Genomic DNA, 13,828 nt, shown 5'->3' on the forward strand with positions numbered 1-13,828 from the left:
TTACTCCTTTTCTATCTGCGCTGGCTTGAGGGAACGCAGTCCCCAAATCAGCAGCCCGATGATAAAGAACGCACTCGGCGCCAGCAGGAACAGGCCGTTGGGCTGATACCAGCCGCCGTTCTGCACCGTTTCCAGCACCGTAATGCCAAACAGCTTGCCCGAGCCCACCAGCTCACGCAGGAAGCCCACCAGGATCAGGATCACGCCGTAGCCCAGCCCGTTGCCGATACCGTCCATAAAGCTCTCAATCGGTGGCGACTTCATGGCGTACGCCTCGGCGCGGCCCATCACGATACAGTTGGTGATGATCAGCCCGACGAACACCGAAAGCTGTTTGGAGATTTCAAACGCATAGGCACGCAGCAACTGATCGACCACGATCACCAGCGAGGCGATGATCGTCATCTGCACGATGATGCGCACGCTGTTGGGGATATGGTGGCGGATCAGCGAAATAAAGAAGCTGGAAAACGCGGTGACCAGGGTGACCGCAATCGTCATCACCACCGCCGTTTCCAGCTTGGTGGTCACCGCCAGCGCCGAACAGACGCCAAGCACCTGCAGCGCGATCGGGTTATTGTCAAACAGCGGCCCCAGCAGGACCCGTTTAACCTCTTTGGAATCAGCCATTTTTCAGCGCTCCTTCACGAACTTTCCGCAGGAATGGGCCAAAGCCGTGCTCGCCCAACCAGAAATCAAACGTATGCTGTACGCCGTTAGCGGTCAGCGTCGCGCCGGACAGGCCATCCACACCGTGGATATCCCCTTGCCGCGCTCCGCCCTTCACAATGCGGATTGCCGGGTTGCCGTTGTCATCAAACAGCTGCTTGCCAATCCACTGTGCACGCCAGTTGGCGTTCTGGATCTCGCCGCCCAGCCCCGGGGTTTCACCATGCTGATAGAAACTCAGCCCGCGCACCGTATTGCCATCAGCATCCAGCGCGACAAAGGCGTACATCATCGACCATAGGCCAGTGCCGTAAACCGGCAACACAATCTTGTCCACCGCTCCGCTTTCGTCGCGCACCAGGTAGATTTCCGCCTGATTGCTACGGCGGCGGATACCGGCCAGATCCTGCTCGGCGGTCAACGCCCGGCTCTTGGCATCGCTGCGTAGCGCGGCGGCCAGATCGAAGGTGCCCGCATCGCCAGGCACAAACTCTCCGCTGTCCAGATCCAGCAAACGCGGTTCGATGCGCTTGCTAAAGGTGGCTTTTACCTGTTCGCCAGTCATCCCCGGTTGCAGTAAACCGGCTACGTCCAGGATATTGCGCTGCTTATCCAGCAACCGCTGTTCCTGCTGTCTGGATTGCAACCCAACGGCGGAACCCGCGACCACCACAGAACACACCAGACACAGCAGCAGCACTACCAGCAGCGTTTTGCCAATGCTGTCATTTTTAGATTCATTCGCCACGTGCTTTTCTCCGCTTGATGTTAGCCTGCACCACCAGGTAATCGAACAGCGGTGCGAACAGGTTGGCGAACAGGATCGCCAGCATCATGCCTTCCGGATAGGCCGGGTTGACCACCCGTATCAGCACGCACATCACGCCGATCAGGATGCCGTACCACCACTTCCCTTTGTTGGTAAACGAGGCGGAAACCGGGTCGGTAGCCATAAACACCATACCGAAGGCAAAACCGCCCAGTACCAGATGCCAGTACCAAGGCATGGCAAACATCGGGTTGGTGGTTGAGCCAATGGCATTGAACAGATACGCCGTGGCGATCATGCCAATCATCACGCCAGCCACGATGCGCCAGGAAGCGACACGGCCAAACAGGATAATCGCCCCGCCGATCAGGATCATCAGGGTTGAGACTTCCCCGATCGAACCAGGGATGTTACCGATAAAGGCGTCCATCCAACTGATGGATTGTCCGGTGGTGACGTTGGTCAGGCTGTGAGCTCCGCCAGCGCTCCATTGCGCCAACGGTGTCGCACCGGAAAAGCCGTCTGCCGCGGTCCACACCAGATCGCCAGAAATCTGCGCCGGATAGGCAAAGAACAGGAAGGCACGCCCCGCTAAAGCCGGGTTGAGGAAGTTACGCCCGGTGCCGCCGAAGATCTCCTTGGCGACTACCACACCAAAGCTGATGCCCAGCGCGGCCTGCCATAACGGCAGGGTTGGCGGCACAATCAGGGCAAACAGAATGGAGGTGACGAAGAAGCCTTCGTTGATCTCATGTTTGCGTACCATCGCAAACACCACTTCCCAGAAGCCGCCCACCAGGAATACCACGGCGTAGATTGGCACGAAGTAGGTCGCACCGAGCACCATCTTGCTGATCCAGCCCGCATCCGCGCCGAGCGTTGCCCCAAGCATCTGTGCCAACCGGTAATGCCAGTCCCCCGCCAGCACCTGTTGCAGCTGATCGCCACTGTACAGATGGTGCAATGCAGGAATGGTCTGCTGGCCCACGTTATACATGCCCCAGAACATGGCCGGGAACACCGCCAGCCACACCAGGATCATCATGCGTTTCAGATCGATGGCATCACGTACGTGCGAAGCCCCGCGCGTTACCGTGCCGGGGGTGTAGAACACCGTAGCCGTTGCTTCAAACAGCGGGTACCACTTTTCCAGCTTGCCGCCCGGCGTGAAGTGATGCTCAATCTTGTCAAAAAAATTCTTCAGGCCCATCGGTTATCCTTCCTGCTCAATCTTGGTCAGCACTTCGCGCAGCACCGGGCCATATTCATACTTGCCGGGGCAAACGAAGGTACACAACGCCAGATCTTCTTCATCCAGCTCCAGACAGCCCAGCGCCTGGGCACCGTCCGTATCGCCCGCCAGCAGATCGCGCAGCAGATGCGTCGGCAGAATATCCAGCGGCATCACCCGCTCATAATTGCCGATCGGCACCATCGAACGCTCACCGCCGTTGGTGGTGGTCGAGAAAGCGAACAGCTTGTGCTTGAGGAAATGGCCCAGCGTGGTACGAGTGATGGAGAACTTGTCCGATGCCGGAGCAATCCAGCCGAACAGCTCTTTCTCCCGGCCTTCCAGCAACACCGAAACCTGGTTGTGGAAACGGCCAAGCCAGGCACTCGGGCCGCTGGCATGGAAGCCGCTCAGCACCGAGCCGGAAATCACCCGGTTCTCACCGGCCTTCAGGCGGCCCGCCGTCAGTTGATCCAGGCTAGCCCCTAAACGGGTGCGCAGCAGCACCGGCTGTTCCACCTGTGGCCCCGCCAAGGCGACCACGCGCTGGGTATCCAGCTTGCCGGTAGTAAACAGGGTGCCGATGGCGATCACGTCCTGATAACCGATATGCCAAACGGTTTTCTTCAGGCTGACCGGCTCCAGGAAGTGAATATGCGTGCCCACCAACCCCGCAGGGTGCGGGCCAGCAAACTCGTTGTAATCAATCTGCGCGCCGGCAGCCGTATCCAGCCGAGTACCCGCTGCGTGGCAGACGTGCACCTTGCCGTCTGTCAGGCGTGCCAATACCGTCAGCCCGGCATTGAATGCCGCCAATTGCTCGTTGATGATCACCAACGGATCCGCTGCCAGCGGCTGAGTATCGATAGCGCTGACGAAAATAGCGCGCGGTGAAGTGCCAGGCCGGGGGGTTCTGCTAAATGGGCGAGTACGCAGTGCGGTCCACAGGCCACTGGCGATCAGATCGCTTTCAACCTGTTGGCGCTCCAGCATCGGCAAATCGGCCTGCTGATAATAGGCCAGTTCCACCTGCTCTTCGCCGCCGTTGTCGATGTCAATCACCACCGATTGCAGCATGCGGCGTTCGCCGCGATTGATAGCGGCGATCTGCCCGCTGGCCGGTGCCGTGAAGAAAACCCCAGGGATCTTCTTATCTTCAAACAGCGCCTGGCCTTTTTTAACACGATCGCCAACCTGTACCAACATGGAGGGGCGCATACCAACATATTCCTGGCCGAGCAGCGCCACTTGCGTGACCGCTGGGCCATCCTGGATCGCCTGCGAAGGGGCCCCAGCTATTGGCAGATCTAACCCTTTTTTTATTTTGATCATAGGATTTTTACGATGTTTTGAATTTTTACACGCCCAACCAACCCAGAGGCAGGCACAAAGCATGCAGGATGATGAGGTGACCCAAGCCCCCTCCGGATGAACACGATGACCTCATGCCCAACTTGAAATATTCACACTGACCGCCGACATCAAGGTCAATGATTAAGCCAATACTGCAAAATGTTAAAACATTGCTATCAACGATGGTGGAATTGTTGCTATTTCACACAATATCCCCGTACTGATCACCGATTAATAACGCTGCAGCATGGGTAAGATATTAACATTTTCGACGGAATTTTTCCGTGCTATCTAGTGACCTGAGTCGAGGAAATGCAATTAAACAGCTGTTATACCTTGACACTACTCGTTAAAAACGTGGGTTCATTTCACTTTTACCGAAGATTGTAGTTTTTTTATACACTTCGCATATTGCTAAAAAACAACACGCTGGTAATCTGACGGGGTTAAATACGACATATCGTCAGTGGCATGCTGGCTACGTTCTCTACACCAGCAAATAAATATAAGCAGGATAAATTAAGAATGAGCAAAATCGCGCTGTTGTTTGCGATGCTATTTTGTACGCCGCTGATCACGGCGTGCAGCGCCAGTGAGCCAGCCCCGGCTCCCCAGTCCCCTTTGGTTGCACAGCAGTTATTAGGTTCACCGGTCTATATCCAGATATTCAAAGAAGAACGCAAGCTGGAGTTGTACGCCAAGATGGGTAACGAATTCCGTCTGGTGAATAGCTTTCCTATCTGTAACTTCTCCGGAGGGCTTGGTCCGAAGCGCCGTGAAGGGGATTTTAAAAGCCCCGAAGGCTTTTATAGCGTCGACACCCGCCATCTGAAACCAGACAGCAAATATTATCGCGCCATCAATATCGGTTTCCCGAATGATTACGATAAAGCGCAGGGATATTCCGGTGCCTATCTGATGATCCACGGGGAATGCAAATCGATTGGTTGCTACGCGATGACCAACACCTATATGGACGATATCTATCGTTACGTTGAGGCGGCGTTTGCCCATGGGCAAAGCCGGGTGGACATCAGCATTTATCCGTTCCGCATGACCGAACAGAATCTGCAACGCCACCGTTCTTCTACCTACATCAGCTTCTGGCGTCAGTTGAAACCGGGTTATGACTACTTCGTCAAAAACCGTCAGCCGCCGCTGGTTAGCGTAGCCAACGGCCAATATGTGTTGGCACAGCCGGTGATTGGCAGCGGTCAGCCAACGCAGTACGCCTCAACGATTGAGACCAGCAACAACCCGTTCGCCCGCAGCCAGCCGCTCACCGTAGTGAAATAACGCAAACTCGCCTGGTGCAATCTTGTGCCAGGTTTCATTGCCCGTCAGCGGTTGAGTCGCAATGACCGTGACCACGTCATCCGGCGTGGTCTGCCGCTGAAAATCAATCTCTACGTCCTGATCGAGCAAGGTGGCTTTGCCAAACGGTGCTCGCCGGGTGATCCAGTAAAGGTTGGTGGAGCAATAGGCCATCACAAAGCGCCCATCTGACAACAGCATATTAAATACCCCTTTCTCTCTGAGCCGGTCGGCCAATAACGCGATATAGCGAAATACGGCTGGCCAGTTGCTGGGAGTGCGTGGGTATTTCAGTGCCAGCTGGTGTAACAGCCAGCAGAAGGCATATTCACTGTCGGTCTGCCCTACCGGGCGGAAGTTGCCGGTCGCCAGTTGGCGATAGCCTTTCAGTTGCCCATTGTGAGCGTAAGTCCAGTTGCGGCCCCACAGCTCACGGGTAAAGGGATGGGTATTTTCCAGCGCCACTTCACCGCGATTAGCCTGGCGGATGTGGGAGACCACGGCACAGGACTTGATCGGGTATTCCTGCACCAGGCGGGCAATAGGTGAATTAAAGCTGGGTTGGGGATCCTTGAATGTGCGACAACCGTTGCCTTCATAGAAGGTAATGCCCCAGCCATCTTTATGTGGCCCGGTTCGGCCACCGCGCTGTACCAGCCCGGTAAAGCTAAAGCAGATGTCGGTTGGTACGTTGGCGCTCATCCCGAGCAGTTCACACATCGATTGCCACCCCTTGAGGACTACTGACATTGGTATAAGGGCGCAGCTTTAAGCCACGCCCTAGATTTAATGCTGATCTCGCTATTAAGCCTTAACCATCTCTTTTTCGATCAACAGGATCAAGATGTGGATCGCTTTGATATGGATTTCCTGGATACGGTCGGCGTAGCCAAAGTGCGGTACGCGGATTTCCACGTCGGCGCTACCGGCCATTTTGCCACCGTCTTTGCCGGTCAGGGTGATCACTTTCATCCCCTTGGCACGGGCTGCTTCAATGGCTTTGATGATGTTGCCAGAGTTGCCGGAGGTGGAGATCCCCAACAGCACGTCGCCTTCGCGGCCTACGGATTCCACATAGCGGGAAAACACGTATTCATAGCCAAAATCATTGCTGACGCAGGACAGGTGGCTAACGTCAGAAATCGCGATGGCCGGATAGCCCGGGCGATTCTCACGGTAGCGGCCAGTCAGCTCTTCTGCGAAGTGCATCGCATCACAATGCGAGCCACCGTTACCGCAGGAAATCACTTTCCCGCCGGCTTTAAAGGAGTCCGCCAGCAGCACTGCCGCGCGTTGGATAGTATCAATGTTGGCGTCATCGCTGAGGAATTTCGCCAGAGTATCAGCCGCTTCATTCAGTTCACTGCGAATTAAATCGTGGTACATAGAGATCGCCTCAAGTTGTGCGGTGGCATCGTCAATCTTTCGTCTTGCAGTGTAACGGATTGCAGAAAAACCTAGAAGCGTTGCGAAGCAAACAGCGCTAGTGTGAACCGACCCGGCGATTTTTTGACAATTGATGCTGTCAGTTTGTGACTTAAGTTGTAATTAAAGTGTAAATACATTGATAAAAAAATGGGTATGGACTAAAACCATTAGATATACACAACAGGTCAGACCTCTTACTACTTCGGAGCTTCTTATGATGGTTCTTAGTATCGTTGTTCTACTCGCGCTCATTGGTGTGGTGTTTTATCACCGAGTGAACCTGGCTCTCAGCAGTCTGCTGCTGTTGGCCTTTACTGCGGCCATGGGCGCTATCGGCCTCTGGACCTACTGGATGCTGGTACCGCTGGCAATCGTGCTGCTGCCGCTGAACATCGTTTCGCTGCGCCGCTCGCTGCTTTCTGCCCCTGCACTGCGCGCTTTCCGCAAAGTGATGCCGCCAATGTCCACCACGGAAAAAGAAGCCATCGACGCCGGGACCACCTGGTGGGAAGGCGATCTGTTCCGCGGCCAACCGGATTGGAACAAGCTGCACAACTATCCGCAGCCTAAGCTGACGGAAGAAGAGCAAGCCTTTATCGACGGCCCGGTAGAAGAAGCCTGCCGCATGGCCAATGACTTCGAGATCACCCACGAACTGGCCGATCTGCCGCCGGAGCTGTGGGCCTATCTGAAAGAGCACCGCTTCTTTGCGATGATCATCAAGAAAGAGTACGGCGGGCTGGAATTCTCCCCTTATGCTCAGGCCCGCGTCCTGCAAAAACTGGCGGGTGTCTCAGGTATTCTGGCGATCACCGTCGGCGTGCCTAACTCCCTCGGCCCAGGCGAACTGCTGCAACATTACGGCACTGAAGAACAGAAAGATCACTATCTGCCAGGCCTGGCGCGCGGCGACGAAATTCCTTGTTTCGCCCTGACCAGCCCAGAAGCAGGTTCCGACGCTGGGGCCATCCCGGACGTAGGCACCGTGTGCATGGGCGAATGGCAAGGCAAGCAGGTGCTGGGCATGCGCCTGACCTGGAACAAGCGCTACATTACCCTGGCGCCGATTGCCACCGTACTGGGGCTGGCCTTCAAGCTGCATGACCCAAGCCGCCTGCTGAGCGATAACGAATCCCCCGGGATCACCTGTGCGTTGATCCCAACCAACACCCCAGGGGTAGAGATCGGTAACCGTCACTTCCCGCTCAACGTGCCGTTCCAGAATGGCCCAACCCGCGGCAACGACGTGTTCGTGCCGATCGATTACATCATTGGCGGGCCAAAAATGGCCGGTCAAGGCTGGCGGATGCTGGTTGAATGCCTGTCGGTTGGCCGTGGTATCACACTGCCGTCCAACTCCACCGGCAGCCTGAAATCGGTGGCTTTGGCGACCGGTGCTTACGCCCATATTCGCCGCCAGTTCAAAATCTCTATCGGTAAGATGGAAGGGATTGAAGAACCACTGGCACGTATTGCCGGTAACACCTACGTAATGGATGCAGCCGCCTCGCTGATCACCTATGCGTTGATGCAGGGCGAAAAACCTGCGGTGCTGTCTGCCATCGTGAAATACCATTGTACCCACCGTGGCCAGCAGGCCATCATTGATGCGATGGATATCACCGGCGGTAAAGGCATCATGCTGGGCGAAGCCAACTTCCTGGCCCGTGCCTACCAGGGCGCGCCAATCGCCATCACGGTAGAAGGTGCCAATATCCTGACCCGTACCATGATGATCTTCGGCCAGGGCGCGATCCGCTGCCATCCTTATGTACTGACCGAAATGGCCGCCGCCCAGAACAACGATCTGCACAGCTTCGACCAGGCGCTGTTTGGCCACCTCGGCCACGTCGGCAGCAGCAAAATGCGCAGCCTGTGGCTTGGCCTGACCAATGGCCGCACCAGCAGCACGCCAACCAAAGATGCTACACGCCGCTACTATCAGCAGCTCAACCGTCTGAGCGCCAACCTGGCGTTGCTGTCTGACGTTTCCATGGGCGTGCTGGGCGGTAGCCTGAAGCGCCGCGAGCGTATCTCTGCCCGTCTGGGTGACGTGCTGAGCCAGATGTACCTGGCCTCGGCCACGCTGAAACGTTTTGAAGATGAAGGGCGTCAGAAAGAAGATCTGCCATTGGTTCACTGGGGCGTGCAAGACAGCCTGAACCAGGCAGAGCAAGCGCTGGACGATTTGCTGCGCAACTTCCCTAACCGCTTTATCGCCGGGGTGATGCGCCTGGTGGTGTTCCCATTCGGTCGCGTGCATACCGCACCTTCGGATAAGCTGGACCATCAGTTGGCGAAGATTATCCAACAGCCTTCTGCCACCCGTAGCCGCCTTGGCCGTGGCCAATACCTGACGCCAAGCGAGCATAACCCGGTTGGCCTGCTGGAAGCCGCGCTGCTGGACGTGATAGCCGCAGAACCTATCCACCAGCGCCTGTGCAAGCAAGCGGGTAAGAACCTGCCGTTCACCCGTCTGGATCGTCTGGCACAGCGTGCACTGGATGAAGGCAAAATCAGCGCCGACGAAGCCAAGATCCTGGTGAAAGCGGAAGAGAGCCGTCTGCGTTCAATCAACGTTGATGACTTTGCGCCAGACGCGCTGGCGGCGCAGCAGCCGGTAAAGCCCGTAAAGCTGGAAAAACGCCAGAAGCAGACTGAAGCTGCATAACGTTCAGCGGCCGTAAATGCCAAAGGGGCGATACCGTTAAGGATCGTCCCTTTTTCATTGCAGATTCAGATTGGCTCAGCCATGTTGGCGGATACGGGCCAGCAAGGCATCGATGTGTTCTATGTGCGGCGCGTTGACGATCAGCGCGCGGCCCAGATTGAGGGCGTTGCGCTGACATTCGGCACGCATTTCCACATCGGTGATACTGTCCAGATCGGCCACGTGCGCCAGCCCGATAGTACGGCGTATCAGCTCCGTACCGCAGTAGCCCACCGCATCCGTCCATACCTGTTGCAGGAACTGCTCGGCATAGCCCGGCAGCGCCAGCGTTGCATCACGACTATGTTGGTGACACAGCGCCAGAAAGCGATCGGCAAAGATCAGCCACAGCTCACGCACATCCTGCAACCGCTGCTCACGCCCAGCCGCCGCATCACGCGGGCCAAACAGCCCAGGTAACCCGCAATAGTTCAGCAGCAGGTTGCCTAATGCAGTGCCAATATCAAAGCCGATCGGCCCGTAGAAGCCGAACTCGGCGTCGATCGCCTTCAGCTTGCCTTCCGCGACAAAGATCGAACCACTGTGAATATCACCGTGCAGCAGCGCTTCGGCCTTGCTCAGGAAACGATGTTTCAGCCCGGCCACCGCCAACTTCAGCGCCGCGTCATTGCGTAGCGCCTGCACCTGCGGCAACAGCGCCTCGTCAAACTGATTACGCTCATGATCCTGGTAAGGATCGCTGAAAAACAGATCTTCGGTGATCTGGCACAGCTCCGGGTTGGTGAAACGGCTGACTTCGGCCTTTTTCAGCTGTGCGGTCTGGTAAAAATCAGAGGTGTGGAACAGCGTTTGCGCCAGGTATTCCGCCAGTTGCCCGGCAGCCAGCGGATAGTAACGCCCCTTCACCAGTTCGCTGCGCCAGATGTGATGGTCAGAGAGATCTTCTTGCACCATCACCGCCAGCTCAGGATCGTGATGCAGCACCTGCACCGTGTGGCGCGGGCACAGCGCCCAGTGGATCAGCAGCGTTTCCGCTTCGATACGCGCCCGATCCAGCGTCAACGGCCAGGATTCCCCCACGCAACGCACGTACGGCAGCGCCTGTTTGACAATCACCCGGCTGACGCCGTCAGCATCACGGATTTTAAACACCAGGTTCAGATTGCCATCGCCGATCTCGTCGGCGCTCACCAGCGCCTGTGGATCGGCCAGTTGACCATATTGGCGCGCGTATTCAACGGCATCGGCAGCAGTAAACGTACGATATTGTGACATCCCCCAACCCCTCTGTTCTTTCCCATAGCGATGATTTTTTTATTTTTAGCCGCAAAAGCGTTTGGACGTCTATACATCCGGATGTCATGTTGGCAGAATGGGTTCACAGATGCAATAAGAAACACACAAGGATTTAACCACTGATGCAAGTACTTAACACCACCAGCCTGAGCCTGCAAGACAACCGCCTCCAGATCCTCGACCAGCAAGCTTTGCCGCAGGAAACGTGCTGGCTGCCCTGCGACAGCGTGGACGAATTGGTTGGGCATATCCGCGCCCTGCGGGTGCGTGGCGCACCGTTGATCGGGCTGTCTGCCAGCCTGCTGCTCGCCCTGTTGGCCGAGCGTGGCCTGTCGCAGGCAGAGTTGGAGCAGGCATTACAGACGCTACGCGCCTCACGCCCGACCGCGGTGAACCTGATGAACAATCTGGATCGTATGAAGCAGGCTTTGGCACAACCAGATTGGGTGAGCGCGATGGCCGAAGAGGCGCTACGCCTGGTAGAGGAAGATCGGACCCTGTGCGATCGCATCGCCGATAACGGGGCCGAGTGGGTGAAACCGGGCAGTCGCCTGCTCACCCATTGCAACACCGGGGGACTGGCGACGGCGGGCGTGGGCACGGCGATTGGCGTTCTATTGCGAGCGCATCAGCAAGGCAAGATCGCCCAGGTTTGGGTCGATGAAACTCGTCCGTTGCTGCAAGGGGGCCGCCTTACCGCCTGGGAACTGGGTGAGCTGGGCATTCCTTACCGCTTGATCTGCGATTCCATGGCCGCCAGCCTGATGGCTACGGGCCAGGTCGATGCCGTCTGGGTAGGCGCAGACCGCATTGCGGCCAACGGTGACGTGGCCAATAAAATCGGCACTTACAGCCTGGCGGTGCTGGCCCATTACCACCGTATTCCGTTTTACGTAGCCGCCCCACACACCACGCACGATCCTCATTGCCCGAACGGTGCGGCCATTCCTATCGAACAGCGCGCGGCAGAGGAAGTGACGGGGGTCAGCGGTAGCTTTGGTTCCTGCCAGTGGGCACCGCTCAATGCGCCAACCTATAACCCGGCATTCGATGTCACTCCAGCAGCATTAATCAGCGGCTGGGTGTTGGATAGCGGCGTCATTACGCCAGAGCAGGTTGCCGACGGCATTTTCCAGCGCGCATTGGCATAACCTTTTGCCCCTCAATCTAGCTTTGGATATGCCTCGGCAATCTGGTCGCCGGTGAAATGGGCCACCCAACCTTCCGGATTATCAAATACGCGGATGGCGGTGAAGTTGGGGGCCGAGCCCATATCAAACCAGTGGCGAGTATTGGCTGGCACCGAGATCAGATCGTTTTTCTCGCACAGGATTTGGAAGATTTTGCCTTCGAGATGCAGGCAAAACAGCCCCGCCCCTTCAACAAAGAAGCGCACTTCATCCTCGCCATGAGTATGCTCGGCCAGGAATTTTTCCCGCAGCACTTCACGCTGGGCGTTGTCCGGACGCATGCTGATCACATCCCAGCTCTGGTAGCCCTTTTCCGCCACCAGCCGGTCGATCTCATGCTGATAGGCGGCAATCACCGCTTCTGGCTGTGGGCTCTCGCCCAACTCACGATCGGCCTGCCAACGCTCAAAACGTACGCCAATCTGCGCCAACTGCTGCTGAATAGCCTGTGCATCCTGACTCTGCCATAACGGCTGCTGCGGCTCTTTATCGCTAAAAATGGTCAATCCACTCATTAGACAAACTCCCCTAACTCGATGTGATCAAAACGGTTAACCTGCCGGTGCTGGCTTTGTGGATCGGCAGCGTCACGGATCAGTTGGCAGGTATGCCAACCTGCCAGCCGCGCCGCGTCCAGTTCCTGATGGATATCGGACAGGAACAACAGTTCAGTTGGCTCCAGGCCAATAGCCTTAGCGATATTCTGATACGACTGGTTTTCACGCTTGGCCCCCACGTGCGTATCAAAGTAACCGCTGAACAGCGGTTGCAGATCGCCCGCATCGCTGTAACCAAACAGCAGCTTTTGCGCTTCAACCGAGCCGGAGGAATAGACGAACAGTTTCAATCCTTGCTGCTGCCAAGCGGCCAGCTGTTCGGCCACCTCCGGGTAGAGATGCCCCTGAAAATCGCCGTTCAGGTAACCGCTGCGCCAGATAATGCCCTGCAAGGCCTTCAGCGCGGTCGATTTGCGATCTTCGTCCATAAAGCGATAAAGGGTGGTAATAAGCCGCTCATTATCGGCGTCCGGCTGCGCAATCTCTGCACGCAATGCCGCCAGCGGAGCCGCAACTTCGGCGTCGCTGGCATGGCTGCGGATAAACTCCCCCAGCCGCTCACGGGCATAGGGGAACAGCACCTGATGCACAAAGCGGATATCGCTGGTGGTGCCTTCAATATCGGTGACGATGGCGCGGATCATTTAGCCTCCAGTAAACGGCGTTGCAGTTCGCACTGGAACAGGAATTCCAGCCCTTCAAGGTGGCGGCGCGCTTCCTCCACCTGTTTGCCCCAGCAATACAAGCCGTGGCCGCGCACCAGAAAACCGTACTGCAAGGGCGTTACCTCGGCATATGCGGCAACACGCGCAGCCAGCGCCGGAATATCCTGGTCGTTATCAAAAATGGGGATGCTGACGCTGTCGAGATGGCTCTTCTGCCCGCTAAGGGATTTCTGCATTTCATACCCTTGCAGCACCAGCGCTTCACTTTTCTCCACACGGGAAAGCACGGTGGCATTGACCGAATGGGTATGCAGGATGGCACCGACGGTGGGATAAAGGCGGTAGATCAACGTGTGGAGGCCGGTTTCCGCCGAAGGCGTACGGCCGCTGGGGACATGGTTGTTTGCCGTTTCCACCAGCAATAAATCCTGTTCGCTCAGGCTGCCCTTGTCTTTGCCGGACTCGGTTACCAGGCAATGTTGGGTATCAAGGCGCAGCGACATATTGCCGCCGGTTGCCGGGCACCAGCCTTTCTCACCGATCCAGTGGCAGGCGGCCAATAGGGCAGATAATTGCGGGTTTTCTGTCATTCCGTCTTGTTTCCTGATGGCTACGGACGTCTAAACGTCTTGATTGCTAAACATTAACATCGTGCTATATTATTCGCAACATAAGCGCCAGGAGA

The 13,828-nt window shown here is 56.7% G+C and carries 13 protein-coding genes; 3 read left to right on the forward strand and 10 right to left on the reverse strand.

What is annotated here, in order from left to right:
* The 4 genes from ACMV5H_RS19045 to ACMV5H_RS19060 are packed head-to-tail and all read right to left on the reverse strand — an operon-like array spanning position 1 to position 4,001.
* Positions 1–630, reverse strand: a complete 630-nt coding sequence (locus tag ACMV5H_RS19045) for an NADH:ubiquinone reductase (Na(+)-transporting) subunit D (protein ID WP_021181926.1) — start codon at positions 628–630, stop codon at positions 1–3.
* Positions 623–1,417: a Na(+)-translocating NADH-quinone reductase subunit C gene (locus ACMV5H_RS19050; RefSeq protein ID WP_115158566.1), complete on the reverse strand. Its 795-nt coding sequence runs from the start codon at positions 1,415–1,417 to the stop codon at positions 623–625. The genes ACMV5H_RS19045 and ACMV5H_RS19050 overlap by 8 nt, the downstream gene beginning before the upstream one ends.
* A complete protein-coding gene (locus tag ACMV5H_RS19055; RefSeq protein WP_021181928.1) occupies positions 1,407–2,648 on the reverse strand; it encodes an NADH:ubiquinone reductase (Na(+)-transporting) subunit B in 1,242 nt (413 codons plus the stop codon). Before ACMV5H_RS19055 ends, ACMV5H_RS19050 begins: the two co-directional genes overlap by 11 nt.
* Positions 2,649–2,651: 3 nt before the next feature.
* Positions 2,652–4,001, reverse strand: coding sequence for a Na(+)-translocating NADH-quinone reductase subunit A (locus tag ACMV5H_RS19060; RefSeq protein WP_414822291.1), 1,350 nt, complete (start codon positions 3,999–4,001; stop codon positions 2,652–2,654).
* Between the two features lie 546 nt (positions 4,002–4,547).
* Between ACMV5H_RS19060 and dpaA the strand changes: the two genes are divergently transcribed.
* Positions 4,548–5,318 (forward strand): peptidoglycan meso-diaminopimelic acid protein amidase, encoded by a 771-nt coding sequence (dpaA, locus tag ACMV5H_RS19065; protein WP_021805598.1) that lies wholly within the window; start codon positions 4,548–4,550, stop codon positions 5,316–5,318.
* Here dpaA and ACMV5H_RS19070 read toward each other — a convergent pair.
* Both ACMV5H_RS19070 and lpcA read right to left on the reverse strand, forming a co-directional pair.
* Positions 5,256–6,056 (reverse strand): class II glutamine amidotransferase, encoded by an 801-nt coding sequence (locus tag ACMV5H_RS19070; RefSeq protein WP_024483642.1) that lies wholly within the window; start codon positions 6,054–6,056, stop codon positions 5,256–5,258. The two genes, dpaA and ACMV5H_RS19070, sit on opposite strands and share 63 nt — an antisense overlap.
* 84 nt (positions 6,057–6,140) lie before the next feature.
* The gene (gene lpcA, locus ACMV5H_RS19075) at positions 6,141–6,722 is read right to left on the reverse strand and encodes a D-sedoheptulose 7-phosphate isomerase (protein ID WP_021181931.1); all 582 of its coding nucleotides are present in this window, start codon (positions 6,720–6,722) and stop codon (positions 6,141–6,143) included.
* Between the two features lie 256 nt (positions 6,723–6,978).
* Here lpcA and fadE point away from each other — a divergent pair, with 256 nt between their 5' ends.
* A complete protein-coding gene (fadE, locus tag ACMV5H_RS19080; protein ID WP_037375284.1) occupies positions 6,979–9,435 on the forward strand; it encodes an acyl-CoA dehydrogenase FadE in 2,457 nt (818 codons plus the stop codon).
* Positions 9,436–9,510: 75 nt separating this feature from the next.
* Here the strand turns inward: fadE and mtnK are convergent, their stop codons facing one another.
* Complete coding sequence (mtnK, locus tag ACMV5H_RS19085) at positions 9,511–10,710, reverse strand: S-methyl-5-thioribose kinase (protein WP_115158564.1); 1,200 nt, start codon at positions 10,708–10,710, stop codon at positions 9,511–9,513.
* Between the two features lie 143 nt (positions 10,711–10,853).
* Here mtnK and mtnA point away from each other — a divergent pair, with 143 nt between their 5' ends.
* The gene (gene mtnA / locus ACMV5H_RS19090; RefSeq protein ID WP_414822292.1) at positions 10,854–11,882 is read left to right on the forward strand and encodes an S-methyl-5-thioribose-1-phosphate isomerase; all 1,029 of its coding nucleotides are present in this window, start codon (positions 10,854–10,856) and stop codon (positions 11,880–11,882) included.
* Between the two features lie 11 nt (positions 11,883–11,893).
* Here mtnA and ACMV5H_RS19095 read toward each other — a convergent pair whose 3' ends face one another.
* Genes ACMV5H_RS19095 through ACMV5H_RS19105 form a run of 3 tightly spaced genes read right to left on the reverse strand, consistent with a single transcriptional unit; the run spans position 11,894 to position 13,733 of the window.
* Positions 11,894–12,436 carry a 1,2-dihydroxy-3-keto-5-methylthiopentene dioxygenase gene (locus tag ACMV5H_RS19095; RefSeq protein ID WP_021805602.1) on the reverse strand — a complete coding sequence of 181 codons (543 nt, stop codon included), beginning with the start codon at positions 12,434–12,436 and terminating at the stop codon, positions 11,894–11,896.
* Entirely contained in the window at positions 12,436–13,122 is a 687-nt protein-coding gene (gene mtnC, locus ACMV5H_RS19100) for an acireductone synthase (protein ID WP_115158562.1), read from the reverse strand. The genes ACMV5H_RS19095 and mtnC overlap by 1 nt, the downstream gene beginning before the upstream one ends.
* Positions 13,119–13,733: a methylthioribulose 1-phosphate dehydratase gene (locus ACMV5H_RS19105; protein ID WP_021805604.1), complete on the reverse strand. Its 615-nt coding sequence runs from the start codon at positions 13,731–13,733 to the stop codon at positions 13,119–13,121. Before ACMV5H_RS19105 ends, mtnC begins: the two co-directional genes overlap by 4 nt.
* Between the last annotated feature and the right edge of the window lie 95 nt (positions 13,734–13,828).

The sequence above is a fragment of the Serratia sp. N21D137 genome (assembly GCF_047530005.1).
In the GTDB taxonomy this organism is placed as follows: Bacteria; Pseudomonadota; Gammaproteobacteria; order Enterobacterales; family Enterobacteriaceae; genus Chania; species Chania fonticola_B.